This is a genomic window from Providencia sp. PROV182 (genome assembly GCF_028480325.1).
GTDB lineage: Bacteria > Pseudomonadota > Gammaproteobacteria > Enterobacterales > Enterobacteriaceae > Providencia > Providencia hangzhouensis.
The window spans coordinates 81,395-104,517 of sequence record NZ_JAMPOL010000013.1; the positions used below are offsets into that span (position 1 = coordinate 81,395).

Below are 23,123 nucleotides of genomic sequence, written 5' to 3' on the forward strand. Positions count from 1 at the left end.
TTTGCGCGTAAACTCTTCCCATCATTTATTATCACAAATATCAGCTTAACGTTATGCCACACATTGTTTTATTCGAACCAGAAATACCGCCAAATACGGGCAACATTATCCGCCTTTGTGCCAATACTGGCTTTGATTTACATCTTATTCACCCTCTTGGGTTTACATGGGATGATAAACGCCTACGCCGTGCAGGGTTGGACTATAGCGAATTTGCCGATATCAAACACCATCATGATTATTTTGCTTTTTTAAAAAGTGAAGGGCTGAACCCAGATAATAACCAATCTGAAAGTGGTGCCCGTGTGTTTGCCTTAACCACTAAAGGTAAACCAAGTCATAGTAATGTTAGCTATCAAGAAAATGATTATTTGATGTTTGGCCCTGAAACCCGGGGGCTACCGCCTTATGTGCTAGATAACATGCCAATGGAGCAAAAAATTCGTATTCCGATGTTGGCAGATAGCCGCAGTATGAATTTATCCAACTCGGTGGCAGTCGTAGTGTTTGAGGCATGGAGGCAGTTGGGGTATGCAGGGGCGTTATTGAAAGATTAATGCCATATTCGAGCTGTATAGTATGGACTCCGATTCTTTGAATCCTATTACAGCTCGATTTATGAAAATAAGCTTTTATTTTCTCATTAAATAATGAAGGAGGAGATTAGGTGAAAATTAGTCTTAAAAAGCAAATTAAAAATACGACTACTGAAACTGTAAATAGTGATAGTAAACTGACAGAAACCGCCTACTTATTATATTCTCCAGCCAATGCCGAACACCTAAAAAATCTATTGCTCAGTTTAAAGCAGGTAACATATTCAAATGAAAGATCTTTGAAAAATAGGCATAACGAGTTTCAGAAATAATTAACTCTCTCAAATCCCATCCCCATTTTCAAAACCCCAAATACTACCATTAAAGTTTTGATCCATTTCTAAGGACGGTTTATCGCTAGTTGGTTTACCGACAATGCGTGCTGGAACCCCTGCTACCGTGGTGTGTGGTGGAACGGGGTGAAGTACAACAGAACCTGCGCCAATTTTTGCGCCACGGCCAATTTCAATATTGCCTAAGATTTTTGCCCCTGCACCAATCATCACCCCTTCTCTTACTTTAGGATGGCGGTCGCCACAGGTTTTCCCAGTACCGCCTAATGTGACGGATTGCAAAATTGAGACATCATTTTCGACAATGGCCGTTTCCCCAATCACAATACCTGTTGCGTGGTCAAGCATAATGCCACAACCAATACGGGCCGCTGGGTGGATATCGACACCAAAAGAAACGGAGATTTGATTTTGCAAATAAACCGCCAGCGCTTGGCGGCCTTCTTTCCACAGCCAATTACCGATGCGATAGGCTTGCAAGGCGTGGAAACCTTTTAAATACAATAATGGCGTGGAGTATTTATCAACGGCAGGGTCACGTAAGCGAACCGCCGCTAAGTCCATTGCCGCAGAGAAAATCATACTTTCGTCATTGCGATAAGCGGCTTCCACAATTTCGCGCACTTCAAGAGCAGGCATAATAGGTGAGCTCAGTTTGTTAGCTAGCATATAACTGAGCGCACTGCCTAAATTGTCGTGCTTTAATAATGTCGCGTTAAAAAAACTGGCGAGGAGTGGTTCGCAGTCCGCAAGAGACTTCGCTTCATCTTTAATGAAACCCCAAATTCTATCCAGTTCTTCACGCGACATAATCACTCACCTATCTATTTTTATTAATCATGCAGCTTTGGCATATCGGCAATTTCATCTTTCGTCGCACGCCCTAATAGGGCTTGCGCTGCCTCTAACACATTTTTATGACGATAAAGGATCTGATAAATTTGCTCAGTAATTGGCATTTCAACACCTGCCCGCTCAGCTAGTGCGCGAACTTCTTTGGTATTACGATAGCCTTCAACCACTTGGCCAATCTCTTTTTCTGCATCTTCAACGCTAACGCCATCGCCTAGCATCATGCCAAAACGGCGGTTACGGGATTGGTTATCGGTACAGGTTAACACAAGGTCACCTAAGCCTGCCATCCCCATAAAAGTTGCAGGGTCTGCTCCCAAAGCTGCACCTAAACGACTCATTTCCGCTAAACCACGGGTAATCAATGCGGTACGTGCATTCGCACCAAACCCCATACCATCGGAGATCCCTGCGCCAATTGCGATGACATTTTTTACAGCACCACCCAGTTGCACTCCAACCATGTCAGGGTTCTTATAGACGCGAAAACTCTTGCCACAATGGAATAATTTTTGTAAATCATCACCAAATTGGCTATCGCTTGCCGCCACGGAAATTGCCGTTGGTAAACCTGCGGCTAATTCTTTCGCAAATGTCGGGCCAGAAAGTACTGCCAGCGGAATTTCATTGCCTAATACCTCACGTGCCACTTCTTGCAACAAACGGCCAGTATCTCTTTCTAAGCCCTTAGTCGCCCAAATAATACGGGAGTCTGCGCGTAAGTATGGCTGGATTTGTTTTAGTACATCACCAAAAACATGGCTCGGTACGACAATCAAGATATTGGGGCTCGCCTCAACGGCGCGTTTTAAGTCCGTTTCGAGAGATAAACTATCAGGGAAAGAAACGCCAGGCAAAAACGCCTGATTACTGCGGTCTTGTTCTAATTGATGAATGTGTTTTGGGTCATGGCCCCATAGCACAACCTGATGTGCATTACGTGCAAGCGTAATGGCTAAAGCGGTGCCGTACGAGCCGGCACCGATCACTGTCATTGAAGCAGTATTCATTAAGCGTCCTGTTGAGCTTCTGAGTTCTGCGCTTGTTCACCTTGTTGCTGCTGTAAATAGTTCATGAACAGTGCATCAAAGTTAACTGGCGCTAAGTTCAATTGTGGGAATGTACCACGGCCCACTAAGCTAGTGATCGCTTCACGTGCATATGGGAACAGGATGTTCGGGCAGTATGCACCTAAGCAATGTGCCATTTGAGTACCTTCAATGCCTTCGATAGAGAAAACACCCGCCTGCTGCACTTCACACAAGAAAGCTGTTTCTTCACCTAAAGTTGCCGTAGTAGTGACACGTAAAACAACCTCATAAACACCTTCAGACAGCTGAGTTGAAGAAGTATCTAAATCTAATTTGATTTCTGGTTGCCACTCGTGTTGAAAGATGTGTGGTGCGTTAGGTGCTTCAAATGAAACGTCTTTTGCATAAATGCGTTGAATTTGAAAGACCATTTCTGAGTTGTTTTGTTCTGACATAAGTTTAGTACCTTTTAACTTCCATATGAATTTTCCCTGTTATTCTTTGAGCTACAGGGGTGTTCGCTGCATTGCGCTACCCAAGTCACATGCTGATGTATGCTCCTTGGATATCTTCACTTGCTGCCTACCTGTAGCCCAAATAATTCAAGGGAAACCCTGTTATTCTGAGCTACAGGGGTGTTCGCTGCATTACGCTACCCAAGTCACATACTGATGTATGCTCCTTGGATATCTTCACTTACTTCTTACCACGAGCTAAAGGAAGGTTTTCACCTGCCCAGCCAGAGATCCCTTCTTTCAGGACAAAGACTTTTTCAAAACCGTGTTGTGCCAACTGTTCAGCAGGTTTACCTGATTCCATACCACTTGCAGAAACGATAATCACTGGTTTCTGTTTGTGTTTTTCTAATTCACCTAAATTATTCTCTTTAATTTCAGACGGTGTTAAGTTAATAGAATCAATAATGTGCCCTTTACGGAAATCGTCACGAGAACGTAAATCGACAACAACCGCCTCTTCTTTATTAATCAGTGTAATCGCTTGTGAACGAGCAATCACTTTCGTTTTAGAGAAAAGGCCTTTAAAGGTCATAACAACCACAGCCACTAATAGCGCTATCCAAACCAGACTCAATAACATGTTCCGGCTTACAAATTGCATGATTTCTTGGATCATGGGGGGCAATCACTCCCGTTAGTTAAAAACAAATATCAAAGGGTTCTGAGTATACCTTTGTGTTGAGCTAATTACAGCCAATTCCCGCAAACTCGCTTGTTTTTTTTGCGCTAAGGCACGCAAAATTAACACTGTTCACTGAAAAACCGCGTTTCTATTTCGAGGCGGTACGCAAATATTTTAACATAAACGTGCGAAACAGGTCTAAGTCGTGCTTCAAATAGGCAGTGAATAAGAAAAAAGTATTGAATACTGGCTATACAAAATAAATCAGTGATAATAAAACTGTATTATTTAACTTAATATAGTTCTAGTTCAGGGCAAAAATCCGAATTTATAAATGTTTTCAATACTATTTGTTAGACAGTGCTGGAAACCATCACTTGCAGATGAAATAATCAGCTATTGTATTTAATTGAGGTGATTTATCACGATGGCCAATACACATTATCGAATGAAAATTTCATTTATTCGTCAGGCTATTAGCGCTCTCTTTGGGTTAGGGCTGCTTGTTCTCGCCCCAACACAAACTGTGTTTGCCAACCAGATCACTGAAAATAAAGGCCAGCTACATGATTTACTCAAAAGTATTGCTGAAAAAGAGAAAAGCGTAAAAGAACAACAAGCCAAGCGCTCAGCACTACTTGAGCAACTCAAACAACAAGAACAAAGTATTTCTGCGGCCGGTCGTAGCCTGCATCAGACTCAAAACCAGCTAAAACAATTAGATAAAGAAATTGTTTCCTTAAATAGCAATATCAATCAGCTACAAATCAAAAAACAACAACAAGAGAAATTATTAGCTGACCAACTAGATGCGGCCTTTCGGTTAGGTAAACACCAAGGATTAACCTTAATGTTCAAAGGTGAAGAAGGCCAACGAGAAGAACGTATTTTGGCCTATTACAGCTATTTAAATCAGGCGCGTGAAAAAAATATTGTTGCTTTAGAAGAAACCACTAAAGAATTACAAGAACAAAAAGAACTCGAACAAAAAAAACAAGCCGAACAAAAAACAACGCTGGCACGCCAACAACAAGAAAAGCGTAAGCTGGATAACGCACGCGCTTCGCGGCAAAAAACCCTAAATGCCCTTGAAAGTACATTAAAAGAAGACCAAAAAAATCTTGCTGTTCTAAAACAAAACGAAGCGAGATTACGCGATAAGATTGCCCGCGCTGAACGTGAAGCCAAAGCCCGAGCAGAGCGAGAAGCCAAAGAAGCGGCACGTATTCGCGTGCAAGTGGCTGAAAAAGAACGGCAAGCCAAACAGAAAGGCTCAACCTATAAACCATCTGAAAGTGAACGCTCACTGATGTCACGTACAGGTGGTTTAGGACGCCCTGCTGGGCAAGCTATTTGGCCTGTTCGCGGCTCATTACTCCATAACTATGGGGATGTCATTTCCAGCGAGTTACGTTGGAAAGGCATGGTTATCGCGGCTAATGAAGGAACCCAAGTCAAAGCTATCGCCGATGGGCGCGTGCTACTGGCTGACTGGTTACAAGGCTATGGGCTAGTTGTCGTCGTTGAACACGGTAAAGGCGATATGAGCCTCTATGGCTATAACCAGAGCGCCTTAGTGAATGTCGGCCAAGAGGTTAGAGCAGGGCAGCCGATCGCCTTAGTGGGTAGCAGTGGCGGCCAAGAGCGACCAGCACTCTATTTTGAAATCCGCAGACAAGGTAAAACCGTAAACCCACGTCCATGGTTAGGCCGATAAATATAGTTAGGGCGATAAATTTTAAATTCAATTAATTAGGATAACGTTATGCTGAAGCACTTACCCGTTCGACCACTCATTGTTTTGTCATTATTAATGATGTGTCTACCGGTGAGTGCGGCAAAATTGGCGATTGTGATTGATGATTTTGGTTATCGCGTTAAAGAAGACAACCAAATTCTAGCGTTATCCCCTGCGGTAACTATTGCAATTTTACCGAGCTCTCCCCATGGCCGTGAAGTCGCAGAAACAGCCCATCAGCAAGGGCGCGATATTCTCATCCATATGCCAATGAAACCATTGAGCAAACAACCGCTAGAGAAAGACACATTGGCTCCATCAATGAGTGCAGAGGAAATTGACCGTATTATTAAAAATGCGATAACCCGAGTTCCTTATGCAAAAGGCATGAATAACCATATGGGGAGCGAGATGACATCAAGCTTACCCGGTATGCAGAACGTGATGCGCAGCCTGTCAAAGTCAAACTTGTTTTTCCTCGATAGCGTAACCATTGGGAATACCCAAGCAGGTAATGCAGCCAAAGAATACGGCGTTCCCACGTTACGTCGCCATATTTTTATTGATAACCACCAATCGGAAGAAGAAACGCGCACTCAATTGAATAAAGCCGTTGCCTATGCGCGCAAACACGGTAGTGCGGTAGCAATTGGCCATCCACACCCATCTACCGTACGCGCCTTACAAAAATACCTTGCCCAACTCCCTGCTGATGTTGAATTAGTTGCCGTTAGTGCTCTGCTGAGCCCTCAATCTTCAACTAAACAACCAACATCATTAAGAATGTTATCTGAAGAAGCGAAAAAAACACCGACACAACCTCAAACCAAGCAAGCAGTACAAGATGAAATAAAAACACCACCAACCAAAGATGCTACTGTTGGGCAACCCGAAGCGGCTAGCCAACCAGAAAATGTGATTATTCCGCAAGAACTCGGTATATGTGAGTTTACATTACCGCCTGCTAAGCCACAGGGGATTGATTTTATTATGTTTGTGGTTGAGAGTATTTATAACGATAAGGCTTTACAACCTTTGTTGGTACAGGGCGATAGAGCCCAAAAGCGCCCGCTTTTCAAGCAACAGCAGTAGATCATTTTCGATTCCCCTTCTTGGTTCAAAAAAGCCAAAAAGGGGAATCGAGATAATTAATTTAATCCCAGTTTAAAATCACTTTACCAGATTGGCCTGAACGCATGATATCAAAGCCTTTTTGGAACTCATCAATCGAGAACTGATGGGTAATTATCGGTGATAAATCCAAACCAGATTGAATGAGTGTCGCCATTTTATACCATGTTTCAAACATCTCACGGCCATAAATTCCCTTAATAAACAGTCCTTTGAATATTACTTGGCTCCAATCTGTTGCCATCGAAGCAGGGGGAATCCCTAATAGTGCAATTCTGCCACCGTGGTTCATGGTGTCTAACATGGTCTGAAAAGCTGCTGGTGAACCAGAAACTTCCAGTGCAACATCAAAACCTTCTTTCATCCCCAACTCATTCATCACGTCTTTTAAATTTTCACGACTGACGTTCACTGCACGGGAAACACCCATTTTTTTCGCCAATTCAAGTCGATAGTCATTCACATCCGTGATAACAACATGGCGGGCCCCCACATGTCGGCACACTGCAGCCGCCATGATACCTATAGGGCCAGCACCTGAAACCAGCACATCTTCCCCCACTAAATCAAAGGAAAGAGCCGTATGAACTGCGTTGCCAAATGGGTCAAAAATAGCCGCTATTTCATCAGGGATATTATCGGGAATTTTAAAAGCATTAAATGCAGGGATCACCAGATATTCAGCAAAACACCCTTCTCGGTTAACCCCCACCCCAATCGTATTGCGGCAAAGATGAGTACGGCCACCACGGCAGTTTCGGCAGTGGCCGCAAGTAATATGCCCTTCCCCTGACACTCGGTCACCAATTTTAAAGCCTTTGACTTCCTGCCCAATCGCAACAATTTCCCCTATATATTCATGACCGACAACCATTGGGACAGGAATGGTTTTCTGCGACCATTCATCCCAGTTATAGATATGTACATCCGTACCGCAAATCGCAGTTTTACGAATCTTAATCATCACATCATTGTGCCCGAGTTCCGGTTTCGGAACATCTGTCATCCATATACCTGGTTCAGCTTTCAGTTTGGACAGTGCTTTCATAAAAGACCTTTTATTTGATTATTTTTAGTTTTCTACCAATGCGGGTGAATGCTTCAACAGCGTGTAAAATATCCTCCTCACTATGTGCTGCAGACATCTGAGTACGAATACGTGCCTGGCCTTGTGGTACAACAGGGTAGAAAAAGCCCGTGACATAAATACCTTCATCGAGTAGCTCTTTCGCAAAAATTTGGGCGAGTTTGGCATCACCTAACATGACAGGGATGATGGCGTGATCAGCGCCAGCGAGGGTGAAACCTGCTGTGGTCATTTTTTCTCTAAATAACACGGCATTACGCCATAATTTTTCACGTAATGAATGGCCTTCTTTCATCATATCAATCACTTTGATTGATGCGGCAACAATCGCAGGGGCGAGAGAATTCGAAAACAAATAAGGACGAGAACGCTGACGCAGCCATTCAACTACCTCTTTTTTCGCTGCCGTATAACCACCAGATGCGCCGCCAAGGGCTTTACCTAATGTCCCCGTGATAATATCGATACGCCCCATCACATCGCAGTACTCATGGCTACCACGACCATTTTCCCCAACAAAACCAACAGCATGTGAGTCATCCACCATCACCAATGCTTGGTATTCATCCGCAAGGTCACAAATGGATTTTAAATCAGCGATAACGCCATCCATTGAGAACACGCCATCTGTGGCAATTAAAATATGGCGAGCTCCTGCTGTTTTGGCTTCCTCTAAGCGTACTTTTAATTCCACCATATTATTATTGCTGTAGCGGTAGCGTTTTGCCTTGCTTAGCCTGACCCCATCAATAATGGATGCATGATTTAATGCATCTGAAATAATCGCATCTTCCGGCCCTAACAAGGTTTCAAATAGCCCACCATTTGCATCAAAACAGGATGAATAAAGAATCGCATCTTCCATGCCCAGAAAATCTGCCAATTTGCGCTCTAAAACTTTGTGGCTGTCTTGCGTTCCACAAATAAAGCGTACAGACGCCATACCAAAACCATGGCTATCCATTCCCCGTTTAGCGGCTTCGATGAGCGCGGGATGGTTAGCAAGACCAAGGTAATTATTTGCACAGAAATTAATAACCCGCTGGCCACCTACAATTTCAATGTCAGCATCTTGTGAAGTCGTAATAATGCGTTCGTTTTTAAATAATCCATCGGCTTCAATTTGTACCAATTGTTCTTGAATCTGCTGATAAAATCTTTCTGACATGATTTTTTCCTGTATAGAGACTATTAATAGAGTTTAATAATAGTCTCTATGTGTGGCGATATTCACAGCATAAATAAGTCAAGTTTGTAGCCAAGATCACGATATTTACCTTGTTCTCATTTAAGTGTCAGCTCAATTCTCTTCTATCAATGCTACCGTCTGCGCCAAGAGATGTTATTATAGTCACCAATTACGATTCTATTTTCTTAACCCATTTGAGGTATACCCAATGATCATAGTCACTGGTGGAGCTGGTTTTATTGGCAGCAATATTATTAAAGCCCTAAATGCAATCGGCCGTACAGATATCTTAGTCGTTGATAATCTGAAAGACGGCACTAAATTCGCTAACCTTGTTGACCTTGATATTGCGGATTATGCAGATAAAGAAGATTTTATTGGCAGCATCATTGCGGGTGATGATTTCGGTGATGTCGATGCGGTATTCCATGAAGGCGCTTGCTCGTCAACCACTGAATGGGATGGAAAATATATGATGGACAATAACTACCAGTACTCGAAAGAGTTACTGCACTATTGTCTAGACCGTGAAATCCCGTTCTTATACGCTTCTTCCGCAGCAACTTATGGCGGCCGCAGTGATAACTTTATTGAAGAACGCCAATTCGAAAAACCATTGAATGTCTATGGTTACTCAAAATTCCAATTTGACCAATATGTACGTGAAATTCTGCCAGAAGCGGACTCACAAGTCTGTGGTTTCCGCTATTTCAATGTCTATGGGCCAAATGAAGACCATAAAGGCAGCATGGCAAGCGTTGCTTATCACTTAAATAAACAAATTAATGAAGGGCAAAACCCAAAACTGTTCGAAGGTAGCGATACTTTCCGTCGTGACTTTATTTATGTAGGTGATGTGGCTGCGGTCAATTTATGGTTCTGGGAAAATAATGTTTCCGGTATTTTTAACTGTGGTACAGGACGTGCGGAATCTTTCCAAGCTGTTGCTGATGCTGTTACTGAATTCCACAAAGATAAAAATGTGGCCATCGAATACATTGAGTTCCCTGAAAAATTAAAAGGTCGTTACCAAAGCTTCACACAAGCTGACCTCACTAAGCTACGTGCCGCTGGCTATACTGCACCATTTAAAACGGTTGCAGAAGGTGTCACCGAATATATGCACTTGCTCAATAAAGACGCGTAACGCTTATTTCTGAAAAATCATTTATGAAAATATTGGTGATCGGCCCTTCATGGGTAGGGGATATGATGATGTCACAAAGCCTTTATCGCACGATCAAGGCTTTACATCCCCATGCACAGATTGACGTGATGGCGCCACAATGGTGCCGTCCTTTACTCGCCAAAATGCCTGAAGTTAGCGAAGCCATTCCTATGCCGCTTGGGCATGGTACACTGGAAATTGGTGAACGTCGTCGATTAGGCCAAAGTTTACAGGCAAATGGCTATGACCAAGCGATTGTGTTACCCAATTCCTTAAAGTCTGCACTTGTGCCTTTCTTCGCAAAAATCCCCAAAAGAACGGGATGGCGTGGTGAAATGCGCTATGGTCTACTCAATGATATTCGCCCACTCAATAAAGACGCTTTTCCTTTAATGGTGCAGCGGTATGTTGCGCTTGCTTATGATAAGCAAACTATTCGATCAGCTGCTGATATTCCGACACCTATTTTACCGCCTAAACTGGTGACTATACCGCAAGAAGTCACTGAAACTCTGCAAACCTTTGGGGTTGAAGGTTCTCGCCCTGTTATTGGTTTTTGCCCAGGCGCAGAATTTGGGCCCGCCAAACGTTGGCCCCACTACCACTACGCTTCTCTTGCTCAAACACTCATTAGCCAAAAAGGCTATCAAGTGTTGCTATTTGGTTCACAAAAAGACCACGAAGCGGGTGAAGCCATTCGTTTAGAGCTGACCGATGATGCTAAATTGCATTGCCATAATTTTTCAGGGAAAACATCTTTAGAACAAGCCGTTAATCTAATCGATGCCTGTACTGCAGTTGTCAGTAATGACTCTGGTTTGATGCATGTCGCGGCAGCGCTAGGTAAACCTCTTGTCGCCTTATATGGCCCAAGTAGCCCTGACTTTACACCGCCATTATCAGATAAAGCAGAAGTGATCCGCCTAATTACGGGGTACCACAAAGTGCGTAAAGGTGACGGTGAAAGTGGTTATCACCAAAGTTTGATTGATATCCAACCCCAATTAGTTATCGATGCGTTAGCTCGGTTAAATATAGGTATTGAATGATGAGAGTATTATTAGTCAAAACATCTTCAATGGGAGATATTTTACACTCATTACCTGCGCTGACCGATGCACAACAAGCCATACCCGATATCCAGTTCGATTGGGTCGTTGAAGAAGGCTTTGCACAAATTCCAACATGGCATAGTGCCGTTAACCAAGTGATCCCTGTGGCCATTCGTCGCTGGCGTAAAAATTGGTTTTCTGTACCGATCAGAGCCGAACGTGCAGAATTTTGCAAGAAATTACAAGCAACTCATTATGACGCAATCATTGATGCGCAAGGGTTATTGAAGAGCGCCTTTCTTGTCACCCGCTTAGCTCATGGCGATAAACATGGCTATGACCGCCATAGTATTCGCGAACCATTAGCCAGCTTCTTTTATGACCATCGTTACGCAATTAGTAAGCAACAACATGCCGTTGAACGTATTCGCCAGTTATTTGCCAAAAGTCTTGGTTACGCCTGCCCAACACAGCAAGGCGATTACGCAATTGCTCGACACTTTTTACAGTCAGAAGAAGAGCATCAAAGCCCTTATGTCATTTTCCTGCACTCAACTACTCGTGATGATAAGCACTGGCCTGAAAAAAATTGGCGAGAACTCATCGGGCTAATGGCTGGGAGTGGTATCAAAATCAAATTACCGTGGGGAGCACCTCATGAGCAACAGCGCGCAGAGCGATTAGCAAAAGACTTTGATTTTGTAGAGGTTTTACCTAAACTTACTTTAGCCGAAGTTGCACAGCAAATTGCTAATGCTAAAGCCGTGGTTTCTGTCGATACTGGGCTTAGCCATTTAACAGCCGCGCTTGATAAACCCAATTTTACCCTGTTTGGCCCCACTGACCCCGGCTTGATTGGAGGATATGGGCAAGGGCAGCATGAAATTAAGTCAGTTGATAATTCAATGACAAGTATTAGTGCTGACGAAGTTTATCAGCAACTAATTGACACGATAAAATAAACGGTTAGCGTTTGAATATAAAGTAACCGTTTATTTATATCAGCTTACTATGCCCTATTTCATATTCTCTGGCGCAATAAACCCAAAGCACATAGTTTCAGGTTCTGCATCTGGCTCAGAACGATAAATCACATCTTCTTTTTCTATCGTAAACTGTGGCCAGAACTTACGAACCTTAGCGAAGTTTTCATGGGCACAATCATCGTATTTTTTACCCAGTAATAAAGCTCCATGTTGACGAATTTCAGCTTCCGTAATCTCACGGTTATACACATTCGGTGGCATATGCTTTTCCATAGACCAAGGCTGAATGACATGTGGCCTGTCCTTGCCATAAATAATAAACCATTGATACTGATTATCTTCGCCACCGACATATTTTACAGGTGTGTTATAACGTTCATGCCAACGCTGTTCCCCATCTGCAATTAAGGTTTTAACACCAATAAATTTTTGCCCCGCCCCACGAATATTCGCAGCCTGAACGGTAATATAACCAACTACCACTAAAACACCAAAAATTGCAAAACCCACTAATGACTTCTTAAACGGTTTTCTTGGCATTTCTATTATTGAGCCAACAAATAGCGGTGCGCTGATAGCCATAAATGGCTGCAGCCATTCAGTTATTCGACCACCATCGTGGAAAGAGAACCAGCCATATATCACCACTAATGGAAATAAAATAATGAAGTTAGCCATGCGGTTAGGCAAAGCTTTAGGCCACCCTAGCTTTCCACCACAGCTATAAACGACAATCGCCGCAATCACTAATGGGTAAAACACGCTTAGTGCCGCTTGTGTGGTGTGAAGATTAAACCCAGGGTCGATTTGTGAATCCACCCATTTGAAAGCCGAAAAGTCCGTTGCCATCAACCAAAAGAAATTTGGCAATACCAAAGCAAACCACAATGCAATCGCAAGGTAAAAAACAGGATGACGGTAACTTTGGCGAACTTGTTTCACAAATATAGTTAACAAGAAAACAGACCCAACTAGCGCCAATGTTGAATATTTTCCCATTGTTGCAAGGCCTGCAAATAAGGCAAATGGTAACCACCATACTGGGTTATCATCAACCGCACGTAAAAAGAAATAAATAACCCAAGGCCATAATGTCACTAGAATATAGTTATCATTATAAGGAATGATATCGAAATTAATGACACCCGATAAATTCAACATTAGCATTGCAAACCAAGCGAAATCGCGACGCCCAGTTAAACGGAAGGCTAGTTTCCATACCCCAAGTAAGCCAAATGCAATACCCACAAAATGGCTAAAATACCAATAAAAGCTATAGGGGATATCGAGGTAAATTGCAGGCCACATCATTACGCCAACAAACCATGGGTTTTTAGGTGATCCCCACTCCCCATTCATTCCCCAATTCACTGCCTCTACTGTGTCATAAGGTACAGTAGGGTCGAAATAAAAACTCGCTAAGATCCAAACTATGGCATAGCTTATGACCCATACATAAACATATTTATTTGAAATTGATTGATTAATGGCTGGCATATAGTCTTAGAAAGATAAGCAAAAGTTCCAACATTCCATTTGGATACTACCCTAATAGTAATAAACCAAATCGAATGACTCTATAATAAACGAGGCAGTGTACTATAGTTTAAATGCAATGCTAGGATGTGCCAGAAAATATTCACAATCTATTGTTGTAATGTTCAAGTTAATATTCAAAAAAAGACATTACTTGGGATTATTGCTCTCGCGGGGGCAAATAGGGCTGCAATAGTTTTAATAATCTTTGAAGGGCACCTTGGTTCTCATGAAGAACTTCGGCGGCATGACGTCCATAATATAACCGGTAATCTTCATCAGAAAGCAAACTCGTCACGGCTTGAGCCATAGATTCACTGTCTGTCACCGTAATTAAGCCATCTGCTTGAGTCAGTTTTCCGCAAATATCTTTAAAATTAAATGTGTGAGGCCCCATTAACACAGGTAGCGCATGGGCTGCTGCTTCGAGTGGGTTATGCCCCCCAGTTTCGACCAAGCTTCCCCCAACAAAGGCAATATCCGCAATTCCATATAGCAACATCAATTCGCCCATGGTATCGCCAATCACCACTTGGACATCTGCAGTAGGGATCGTATTGGCACTACGACGAATAAACGTTAAACCAGCTTTTTGAGTTAGTTCTTCCGCTTTTGCAAAGCGTTCAGGGTGACGCGGTACTAAAATTAATAATAGATCAGGAAATCGTTTTAATAACTGTTGATGTGTTTCTAAAACAATGGCTTCCTCACCCTCATGAGTGCTGGTCGCTATCCAAACTGGGCGATGTGCTGCCCATTGGCGGCGTAAAGTTATTGCCCTGACAGCTAATTCAGGCGTCACTGAGATATCAAACTTCAAGCTCCCCGTTACACTCAATTGCATCCGCCGTAACCCTAATTGAACGAAGCGTTCACCATCTTCCTGATGTTGTGCTGCGACCATAGTGACATTACGTAGCATACGTTTCACAAAGCTACCGAGCTTTTGATACCCAGCAGCAGAGCGCTCAGAAAGTCTCGCATTTGCAATAACCAATGGAATTTTACGTTTATACAATTGGTTAATCATGTTTGGCCATAATTCAGTTTCCATAATGATCACAAGTTTTGGGTCGACTTGTTTCAGGAAACGACGCATAGAACCAGGGAGGTCATAAGGTAAATAGACGTGGTCAACATCATCGCCAAATGCAGAAAGAACACGCTCTGAGCCAGTTGGCGTCATTGTTGTTACTGTAATTGGCAGAGACGGATAGTGATGGCGAAGTGCACGGACTAGTGGAACGGCTGCAAGAGTTTCCCCGACAGAAACTGAATGTAATAAAATGCCTTGAGGTTTTACTTTTCCTGCACAAAAGCCGTAACGTTCGCCCCAACGTTTACGATACGCAGGCGCTTTACGGCTGCGCAGCAATAGGCGAACCCATATAAATGGCTGGATAAGATAAAGAAGTACCTGATATAAACGCAGCAATAACATTCGATCTGATTCACTTACCAAAATTGGCGCTATCTTACCATAAAGCTCAGATAAAAGTGTGCAGAATATGCACCTAAAAATAGCAGTAAAATCTTATCTACAGTTGCAACCATGCTAGATAGCCGATAATGTTAGCGCTTATTCATGCTATTTTTTCGAATAGAAAATACAAACAACGAGATACTATCGCCATGAAACATAAGGCTATTTACCCTGGTACGTTTGACCCTGTGACATCAGGACATGTTGATATTGTTACCCGAGCAGCAGCAATGTTTGACCATGTCTTGTTGGCTATTGCAAATAGCCAACGAAAAAACCCGATGTTTTCCCTTGATGAGCGCGTTGCCCTTGCTAAAGAGGTGACTTCTCACCTTGATAATGTTGAAGTTGTTGGGTTTTCTGAATTGATGGCTAATTTTGCACAAAAAAATGGCGCTAATATTCTTATTCGTGGCGTTCGTTCTGTGGCTGATTTCGAATATGAGTGGCAATTAGCGAATATGAACCGCCATTTTGTTCCTGACTTGGAAACCGTATTTTTATTACCATCGCAAAGTTTGTCCTTTGTTTCTTCTTCTTTAATCAAAGATGTTGCCCTTCACGATGGTGATATTTCGTCTTTCCTACCCCCAGTGGTTGCTGAGGCAATGCTAAAGAAACTCAATAAAAAATAGCAAAAGCGCACTATTTTTGACACTGCGGACAAAAGAAAGTACTGCGTTGCCCCTGTTTAATGCTTTCTATTGGCGTACCACACATTGAGCAGGGTTCCCCCTTTTTCCCATAGACAAACAATTCTTGGGCAAAGTAACCCGGCTTACCATCCGACTGTAAAAAATCTTTTAGTGTCGTGCCGCCTTGCTCAATGGAGCGTTGTAACACCTTTTTGATCTGTTGCACGAGTTCAGTAATTTCAGCCAATGTTAATGTATTAGTGATTTTTTCAGGTGATATTTTCGTCGCAAATAATGCTTCATTGGCATAAATATTACCCACACCAACAACCACTTTGTTATCCATTAACCACGGCTTAACGGCCACTTTTTTCTTTTGCGCTAATTCATAAAGATATTGGGGATTAAAGGCATCTGATAATGGCTCAGGTCCTAAGTGTGCAAGTACCGAACTGTTTTCTAAATCATCACACCAGAGCCATGCGCCAAAACGACGAGGGTCCGTATAGCGCAGCACTTTGCCATCTCGCATAACTAAATCCACATGGTCATGTTTTTCTTCAGGTAATTCTTCGGTCAAAATACGCACACTACCAGACATTCCCAAATGAACAATAATCCAACCTGTTTGCAATTCAATCAGTAGATATTTGGCCCGACGTTGGACACTCAGAACCGCTTCATCTGATAAGCTTTTAATTTGTTCACTGACCGGCCAACGTAATCGACTGTTGCGTACAACTGCATAAGAGATTGTATTTCCGACTAAATGTGGCTCTATTCCACGGCGGCTGGTTTCAACTTCTGGTAGTTCTGGCATATATAAACTCACATTTCTTGCTTAGGGATACCATTTTGCAATCACCCTCATGAGCTCATCTTTAACAATTTCCCAAGTGAAATTATCATAAGCATGTTTTTTGGCATGATAGGCTATGTCTTGGCTATTTGGGTGCTCTAACGCACTAGTAATATCTTCAGCCATACTTAAAGGCGAAAGTGGCTCCCTGAAAATAAACCCAGTTTCATTATGTGAAATAAATTCCACCATTGCTCCTCGCTGGCTCGCTATCACAGGGCGCCCGGAAGCCATCGCCTCTAATGCGACCATACAAAATGGCTCTGGGGCGATGGAAGGTACAGCAACCACATCCGCAAGAGAATAATAGTGTCGGATCTTTTCAGGATGAACACCACCTAAGAAAATACATTGTTCATCCAAATTTTTTGCATAATCTTTTACTTCATCTTGATATTGCGCTAATTCACCTTTTAACGCGGCATTTGGGTCACCCACAATGACGAGCTTATAACGAGGGCCTTTTTTAAAGAAAGTCTCGCACGCCTGCATTAATTCAAGTAATCCTTTATCCCTAGCGATTCGGCCAGCGAATAAAACTATTTTATCTTCTGCTGTTAACCCAAAATCCTCACGTTTGACCTCAGGAGGCTGAGCATAGATTTCACCATCAAACCCATTACGGACCACTTCAATAAGCGCATTTGGTAAACGTTCTCTGTACCAATTTTTCATAAAATGGCTTGGCACAATGATTTTTATGTTCTCAGGGACATCTTTAGGCTCGTACAAATTATGCATGTGTAACACAACATTATTATGTCCTTCTTTCTTAATTATTTTTTTGAAGGATTTAATATGATTGTGAACAAAAATAACACTTTCATTCGGGTTTGGCGAAAATTGATGTTTAATTTTGACAATTCTATCTGCATAAGAATATGGGTCTAATCTTGTCCATTTCTTGAATAGCCTTGTATACACTTTTCCAAACTTAATACGCTCAATTTCACAATACTTATTAACAACAGAATGAGCACTATACCCATCATTTCGTATACAAACGATTCGGTTTTCAATGTCTAATCGTTTGGCGACATTGTACATCCACGATTCAATTGCTGCCGCACTTTTAGGCGGTATAGAAAATATAGGAGAAACCGTTAAGATAATTTTATTAATCATCATATTATTTTCTTTTTTTTGCGTATTTTTCAAACAAATAGCAAATGCCCGACAAAATACCTGATAAATACGCACCCCGCTTTAATAGGTGTTTATATTCCTTTTTCCTTTCAACAAATTTAGTGGCATGTTTTAAATCATCCTTTGTCCAAGGTGATTGTGCTAATGCTTTATAAAAAGACTGAGAAGAAGGATAATTCGCCCATGTGTGCCAAGGTTTACTCACACCAGTGTAATGAATTAAAACCGTTTCGGGTGCAATAATGGTTTGGTATTTTTGATGTGTTCGGTCATACAGCTCATTTTTTAGGGTGTAAACTGTATTAAATTTTTTATTAAGCAGTATCAGGTCATTTCTTAAAATAAGGTTTAATACATCTTGATCAGGGTATTTAAACCGTTGTTTCGCATTTTCTGCAGACAACAACTCAAAACATTGCAGAGTAACTCGTTTTTCGTGCCACTTCTTTAAATTCACAAACATAACACCCGAGTTAAAATAGGTCTCAGATAACTGTGGTGTGTGTAATCGCGTTTCACTTTTTGTTCTTACACCGATGTCATCAGCAATAACACCACAAACTTTGTCTTCAATTAAATTGGCTGCCAAATCTAATTGACCATCACAGATAACATCCGCATCTAAATATAAGGCAACATCATAATCTTTCGAAAGATAATCTAAAGCAACTAACCGAAAGTACATCGCTGAGGACCAAACATCAGAAGCCGGCAATGTTTTTAATAATTGATTATCCAATTCATAAACATGAAATTCAGCTGAAAACTGATGAGAAATAACCTTCAATTTCTCTAAAAAGCTAGGGCTGACTTTATCTAAAAAATAATGAAATCTGAAGAACGTATTTGGGTTATTAATAAGTAAAGAGACCGCTGAAACACCCGCACCAAACTGATAGTTTTCATCCGAACCATAAATAACATCAAGACATGGTAAAGAGGTATTACTAGCATTAGCCCCCTCATTTAGCAGATATTTATTTGTTATCAGGTTATTCATGGCACACTCTCTTCTGCTTGGTTGAACTATGCCCCATCATGGCGATTAAAAACCCCAAAAGAATACCTAAGGGTTTAAGGTCCACTTGTTCAAACATCCCACGAACCAGATAAAAGCCAATAAGACTTAACAGCAATGCAATGAAGGCAAAGTAAATTTCCGGTTCATCAGACCTATTTTTTATCCCTTTCATTGAGGCATAACACATTGACAAAAATACCGCACTAAATATCGCCAACCCTGCAATACCCGCACCAAACCAAATATAAAGCCAAATATTATGAGGCCCGATTGACCGCTTAAATCTCCATTCCGAATGATTTTTTACAACACTGTTGTACTTTTCATGATAGATTTTATCGCCAATACCATATCCGATAACTGGATTTTCCAATATGAGCTCAAAAGCGGTTCCTTGGGTTCCATTAGTATAACGGTGAGAGCTATCTGTCTGCTCCAGCTTATAAAATAGTTTTTTACTTGTATCGGGATAAATTAGCTTAATTGAAATAAGCGAAACTAACAAAAAACATAATACAATCCCAATTAGCTTCCAAGGACGTTTAAAACACAAAAATAATAACCCCGCGACTGCAACTGCAACCCATGCCCCACGAGCTAGCGTTCCAAGTAAAACAAACAGAAATACAATACTTAAAATATAGAAATAAATAAGTTTAGATTTAGGTAATAAATACCAAAGAATAGGAAGTATTGGAAAGAAGAAAACTAACGCATCCGAAACATGCCTAAAATCATAAGTAGTAAACGGCAAGATACCCTGCTGATAAGCTATATAGTAGCGGTATAACTCAACAAGTAAAACTAAGGCTAATGATGCAGTAAAACTCGTTAATAATAGTTTTGAAATATCTTTTAGGCTTTCTCTATATAAAATAATCGGCAATAAAAGAGATAGACTCAGTATTCCATAATTTAATAAATTATTGTTGAGGATCTTAATCGACACACTTGGTATGTTCGAATAAGCCACTGATATATAAAGAAAGATAGAAAAAGCACCAACCAAGTATAATAGCTTATTATTTAATTTTTCCAACACTTTTTTTGTATCTAAAGATAGATAAACCAAAGATGTCGCTATCATCAAATAGAACAGAATATGCTTATATCTCGTTACATTTTCCACAAAAAAAAGAACAACAAAAATTAGTACCAAAGTCTTGTTATACTTTGAGAGAATACTTTCATTTCTTTCTAAAAAAGACATAACTTACCCAATTATTATTTAATTTAGTTTAACCCAGAAATACTGAAGATTATTTTTTATCCCAGAGAAAACCTTTCCTTGGTTAAACATATGCTTCGCACAATAACGCAAATGATTACTGCTTTTAGCCTTCAGTAACGGAATATCTTTCCAAGGCGATGCGTCCTTTGCACTAATAAAGGGTTGAGCTGTTGGATAATTCGCCCACTCATGCCAAGGCTTAGTTGGGCCAATATAATGAATCAATACCGTTTCAGGCGTGATTGGGTTTTCTTTTTTGCCTTTTTGCAGCTCATAATTGATGCTGTATTGAGTGTTATATTTGCCATCAAGGTAAATGACTTTCCCTGTTAATAGCATATTTAAAATGTCTTGGTCTAAATAGGATAATTTTGCTTTCACAGCATCTTGGGAAAGTAAATCCATTGCTTTAGTTGAGATATCAAATTTTGACCAATTCACTAAATTTAAAACTAAAAACCCTGCATTAAAATACCCCGAAGCAATACTTGGGACTCCTAAAGCATCAGCTCTTTTTTGCCACCAATTGCGATCCCTTTCAGGCACAACAGCAGCGATTTCATCATCTTTAAATTGAATATTTAGCAATGGCTGCAGCGTTCCTTGGCACATAATATCTGCATCCATATAAATCATTCTATTTAACTGGTTTGAAAAGTAGTCCGCAATAATAAACCTAAAATAAGTTGCATATGACCAATTTTTGGTACTTGGAAGCGATTTAAGCTGTTCACAGTCAACTAAATAAACTTTAATACTCGTCTTATATTGCTCAGCGAGCTGTTTAAATAATTTATTTTGCTCATCATCAAAATAGTCAGTAAATACATGAAATGAAAAAGAGATATCAGAATTGGTTTTTAATAGAGAAGCAATCGAGATCCCACATCCATATAGAAAATTACGGTCAATCCCATAGGAAATATGTAAGCTGTCATTATTAACAATCGCATCAGATGACGATAAATCAATTTGTTGTGTAACCGCATTTTCTTTATTGAAGAACATTTATATCTCTCTTCTTTCTTTGACTTACAATGACTTTCTAATTGTACGTTCTTTAATTTGTGCAGCTTTGCTTTCCGCTTTAGCGATCAATGACGCTTCCTGTTGCAGAATATCTCGTAGCGATAAGCCAAAGTAGACTTTCATAAAACGAAGAACATCACGCTGAGTGAGCCCAATATTTAATGATGAATAATATAAACCAATTAAGTCTTTATTTCGCCAACGAATTGGAACAGAATTTCTGAGTTGTGCTCTGTGCAAATCAATAACCGATATTTTTAGCTGTTCTTCATTTCCCGTAAATGGCAAATGCAGTAAAAAATGGCAAATATAACAATCACGATGGTTAATACCCGTTGCGTGCATTTTACGCACCATTTTCGCGACCCGACGAATAATCATTTGCTTGGTACTGAAAGTTGGCGGGTTATCTAACCAATTTGCACAATAATCCTCCAAACTCACCGTCGGGGTCAAATCTTCAGTAATAATAAAGGAGTGGCGACGAAGAGGATTAACCCCTTTTTGCCCGAAAGCTCGGCCATTCATAGTATCTACCCCCACTTGGGTAAGTTGATGAATAGCATTCCACTCTCTATCAGCCCCTAATACCGGCAACCGAAAAGATAATAAGTTTTTAAGGACTTCTTTCAGTGTAGTCCCATAATGAATTTTTATAAAATAGCTACGCCCTTCAAGTTCAAAGCGCAGCGTTTTACGTGTCTCTAACGCACGAAAAACTTCACCTTGTAACTTATCAGCTTCGATAAAGGGATCTTTATTTTTCCACAACTCGCTAAAAGGGGTTTTTAACTCAATCATTTGCTTCCCCCTAAAATAATATCTGCGGCTTTTTCTGGTAAACTATACAAATCTTCTGTATCCGCAAAATAGCACGCATTACTTGCCCATTGTGCTAATTGAGCCGGATTTTTTAAACTATTTTCTAAAGCCAAGTTTAAAACGGTTTGTTCAAAAGGTTCATTTACCACAATACCGCATTGAGCTTGGCTAATAAATGAAGCATATCCACACACTTCTGTGACAATAATCGGTAAACCTGCAGTAATCGCTTCTAATAACACGATACCTGCAGCTTCTTGATAAGCCGGATGCATTAATATATCGGCTGCTGCCATTAATTCGGCAATATCATTACGTCCGCTAAAGAAAGAGACTTGTGAGCCGATTCCCAGTGTTTTCGCTAACTGCTGGTATTTCACCGGTTTATCTTGGCCAACTACCATCAATAACGTGTTTTTCTTAATGTCTTCGGGCAATGCCGCAATGGCTTTTATGGTCCGGTCAACACCTTTACGTTTGAAGTCAGAGCCTACCTGCAATACTAAAAATGCAGATTCAGGTATTTGATTTTTTTCACGATAAACTCTTTTGGCGTCAGCAATTTGTTTATCATATTTTCTATCTTGGGCAATACCGGGAGGTAGCATATGAAAACGCTCATTTTCAGTTCCATAATGCTTTTTAAAATGACTAATTTGATGTGGCGTTAACATTAATAGCTGTGTCGGTTTCCCCACTGCAAAAACCGCTTTTTCAAATGCGGCATAGTGTTTATAGCGAGGTGTCAGCTTATACAAAAACCCTTTTTCTTCAGCGACTTTTTGTGCATAACAGACATCAGCTGCATAATAAACATCCAACCCTGGCATTTTATTGAAACCAATTATCCGCTCAGCAGGATGCTGCTTTAAATGAGCTAACACCCAGTCACAATATTGTGCATTTCGCCCATGATTCGTCTTTGAAGTTACCGGCACGATAATAATTTCAAAACCACTAGGCTTATCACCTTCCCATGATTGGGTATAAACACGGACGTGATGACCACGTGACTGGCATTCAGTTGCAATACGTAGGAAATCCCGCTGTAACCCACCAAACGGAAAGTATTTATATAAGCAAAATGCCAGATTCATG

23 protein-coding genes are annotated in these 23,123 nt (G+C 41.0%); 8 read left to right on the top strand and 15 right to left on the bottom strand.

Translation table 11 applies throughout. The features are described 5' to 3' along the window. Positions 1-53 precede the first annotated feature (53 nt). Together trmL and PR834_RS12075 are read left to right on the top strand one after the other, a co-directional pair. Positions 54-557 (top strand): tRNA (uridine(34)/cytosine(34)/5-carboxymethylaminomethyluridine(34)-2'-O)-methyltransferase TrmL, encoded by a 504-nt coding sequence (gene trmL / locus PR834_RS12070; RefSeq protein WP_096863620.1) that lies wholly within the window; start codon positions 54-56, stop codon positions 555-557. Positions 558-667: 110 nt separating this feature from the next. Further along, entirely contained in the window at positions 668-868 is a 201-nt protein-coding gene (locus PR834_RS12075) for a hypothetical protein (protein WP_196731882.1), read from the top strand. 9 nt (positions 869-877) lie between these two features. Here PR834_RS12075 and cysE read toward each other — a convergent pair whose 3' ends face one another. From cysE to PR834_RS12095, 4 genes are all read right to left on the bottom strand, one after another. After that, positions 878-1,699: a serine O-acetyltransferase gene (gene cysE / locus PR834_RS12080; RefSeq protein ID WP_110592794.1), complete on the bottom strand. Its 822-nt coding sequence runs from the start codon at positions 1,697-1,699 to the stop codon at positions 878-880. 23 nt (positions 1,700-1,722) lie between these two features. Continuing rightward, entirely contained in the window at positions 1,723-2,751 is a 1,029-nt protein-coding gene (gene gpsA / locus PR834_RS12085; protein WP_004265161.1) for an NAD(P)H-dependent glycerol-3-phosphate dehydrogenase, read from the bottom strand. Continuing rightward, entirely contained in the window at positions 2,751-3,227 is a 477-nt protein-coding gene (gene secB / locus PR834_RS12090; protein ID WP_004906947.1) for a protein-export chaperone SecB, read from the bottom strand. Before secB ends, gpsA begins: the two co-directional genes overlap by 1 nt. Positions 3,228-3,468: 241 nt before the next feature. Continuing rightward, positions 3,469-3,906 (bottom strand): rhodanese-like domain-containing protein, encoded by a 438-nt coding sequence (locus PR834_RS12095; RefSeq protein ID WP_004265159.1) that lies wholly within the window; start codon positions 3,904-3,906, stop codon positions 3,469-3,471. A 433-nt stretch (positions 3,907-4,339) separates the two neighbouring features. On the opposite strand from PR834_RS12095, the gene envC reads away from it, so the two are divergent. Beyond that, a complete protein-coding gene (envC, locus tag PR834_RS12100) occupies positions 4,340-5,629 on the top strand; it encodes a murein hydrolase activator EnvC (RefSeq protein ID WP_196731883.1) in 1,290 nt (429 codons plus the stop codon). Positions 5,630-5,677: 48 nt separating this feature from the next. After that, positions 5,678-6,742 (top strand): divergent polysaccharide deacetylase family protein, encoded by a 1,065-nt coding sequence (locus PR834_RS12105; RefSeq protein WP_196731884.1) that lies wholly within the window; start codon positions 5,678-5,680, stop codon positions 6,740-6,742. 61 nt (positions 6,743-6,803) lie between these two features. Here PR834_RS12105 and tdh read toward each other — a convergent pair whose 3' ends face one another. After that, complete coding sequence (tdh, locus tag PR834_RS12110) at positions 6,804-7,829, bottom strand: L-threonine 3-dehydrogenase (RefSeq protein WP_004265155.1); 1,026 nt, start codon at positions 7,827-7,829, stop codon at positions 6,804-6,806. 10 nt (positions 7,830-7,839) lie between these two features. Then, positions 7,840-9,036: a glycine C-acetyltransferase gene (locus tag PR834_RS12115; RefSeq protein WP_112308425.1), complete on the bottom strand. Its 1,197-nt coding sequence runs from the start codon at positions 9,034-9,036 to the stop codon at positions 7,840-7,842. A 229-nt stretch (positions 9,037-9,265) separates the two neighbouring features. Here PR834_RS12115 and rfaD point away from each other — a divergent pair, with 229 nt between their 5' ends. From rfaD to rfaC, 3 genes are read left to right on the top strand one after another with little or no spacing between them, the layout of a single operon-like run. Then, positions 9,266-10,204 carry an ADP-glyceromanno-heptose 6-epimerase gene (gene rfaD, locus PR834_RS12120; protein WP_004265152.1) on the top strand — a complete coding sequence of 313 codons (939 nt, stop codon included), beginning with the start codon at positions 9,266-9,268 and terminating at the stop codon, positions 10,202-10,204. Between the two features lie 23 nt (positions 10,205-10,227). Beyond that, a complete protein-coding gene (gene rfaF / locus PR834_RS12125) occupies positions 10,228-11,274 on the top strand; it encodes an ADP-heptose--LPS heptosyltransferase RfaF (RefSeq protein WP_196731885.1) in 1,047 nt (348 codons plus the stop codon). Next, positions 11,274-12,239, top strand: coding sequence for a lipopolysaccharide heptosyltransferase RfaC (gene rfaC, locus PR834_RS12130; RefSeq protein ID WP_196731913.1), 966 nt, complete (start codon positions 11,274-11,276; stop codon positions 12,237-12,239). The genes rfaF and rfaC overlap by 1 nt, the downstream gene beginning before the upstream one ends. A gap of 54 nt (positions 12,240-12,293) precedes the next feature. On the opposite strand, the gene PR834_RS12135 is transcribed toward rfaC, so the two are convergent. Together PR834_RS12135 and waaA are read right to left on the bottom strand one after the other, a co-directional pair. Continuing rightward, positions 12,294-13,760, bottom strand: a complete 1,467-nt coding sequence (locus PR834_RS12135; RefSeq protein ID WP_196731886.1) for a glycosyltransferase family 39 protein — start codon at positions 13,758-13,760, stop codon at positions 12,294-12,296. A gap of 199 nt (positions 13,761-13,959) precedes the next feature. Next, positions 13,960-15,240 carry a lipid IV(A) 3-deoxy-D-manno-octulosonic acid transferase gene (gene waaA / locus PR834_RS12140; protein ID WP_004265144.1) on the bottom strand — a complete coding sequence of 427 codons (1,281 nt, stop codon included), beginning with the start codon at positions 15,238-15,240 and terminating at the stop codon, positions 13,960-13,962. A 191-nt stretch (positions 15,241-15,431) separates the two neighbouring features. On the opposite strand from waaA, the gene coaD reads away from it, so the two are divergent. Then, positions 15,432-15,917 carry a pantetheine-phosphate adenylyltransferase gene (gene coaD / locus PR834_RS12145; RefSeq protein ID WP_036959128.1) on the top strand — a complete coding sequence of 162 codons (486 nt, stop codon included), beginning with the start codon at positions 15,432-15,434 and terminating at the stop codon, positions 15,915-15,917. A gap of 10 nt (positions 15,918-15,927) precedes the next feature. On the opposite strand, the gene mutM is transcribed toward coaD, so the two are convergent. The 7 genes from mutM to PR834_RS12180 are packed head-to-tail and all read right to left on the bottom strand — an operon-like array spanning position 15,928 to position 23,122. After that, on the bottom strand, positions 15,928-16,737 hold the full coding sequence (gene mutM / locus PR834_RS12150) for a bifunctional DNA-formamidopyrimidine glycosylase/DNA-(apurinic or apyrimidinic site) lyase (protein ID WP_004265140.1): 810 nt from the start codon (positions 16,735-16,737) through the stop codon (positions 15,928-15,930). Positions 16,738-16,758: 21 nt separating this feature from the next. Next, on the bottom strand, positions 16,759-17,904 hold the full coding sequence (locus PR834_RS12155; protein ID WP_231137158.1) for a glycosyltransferase: 1,146 nt from the start codon (positions 17,902-17,904) through the stop codon (positions 16,759-16,761). Between the two features lies 1 nt (position 17,905). Continuing rightward, the gene (locus PR834_RS12160; protein WP_196731887.1) at positions 17,906-18,922 is read right to left on the bottom strand and encodes a glycosyltransferase family 8 protein; all 1,017 of its coding nucleotides are present in this window, start codon (positions 18,920-18,922) and stop codon (positions 17,906-17,908) included. Continuing rightward, positions 18,915-20,153, bottom strand: coding sequence for an O-antigen ligase RfaL (gene rfaL / locus PR834_RS12165; protein ID WP_196731888.1), 1,239 nt, complete (start codon positions 20,151-20,153; stop codon positions 18,915-18,917). Before rfaL ends, PR834_RS12160 begins: the two co-directional genes overlap by 8 nt. An 18-nt stretch (positions 20,154-20,171) precedes the next feature. Continuing rightward, positions 20,172-21,182: a lipopolysaccharide 3-alpha-galactosyltransferase gene (waaO, locus tag PR834_RS12170; RefSeq protein WP_004265131.1), complete on the bottom strand. Its 1,011-nt coding sequence runs from the start codon at positions 21,180-21,182 to the stop codon at positions 20,172-20,174. 24 nt (positions 21,183-21,206) lie between these two features. Beyond that, positions 21,207-22,004 carry a lipopolysaccharide core heptose(I) kinase RfaP gene (gene rfaP / locus PR834_RS12175; RefSeq protein WP_004265130.1) on the bottom strand — a complete coding sequence of 266 codons (798 nt, stop codon included), beginning with the start codon at positions 22,002-22,004 and terminating at the stop codon, positions 21,207-21,209. Further along, a complete protein-coding gene (locus PR834_RS12180) occupies positions 22,001-23,122 on the bottom strand; it encodes a glycosyltransferase family 4 protein (protein WP_004265128.1) in 1,122 nt (373 codons plus the stop codon). The genes rfaP and PR834_RS12180 overlap by 4 nt, the downstream gene beginning before the upstream one ends. Position 23,123 lies beyond the last annotated feature (1 nt).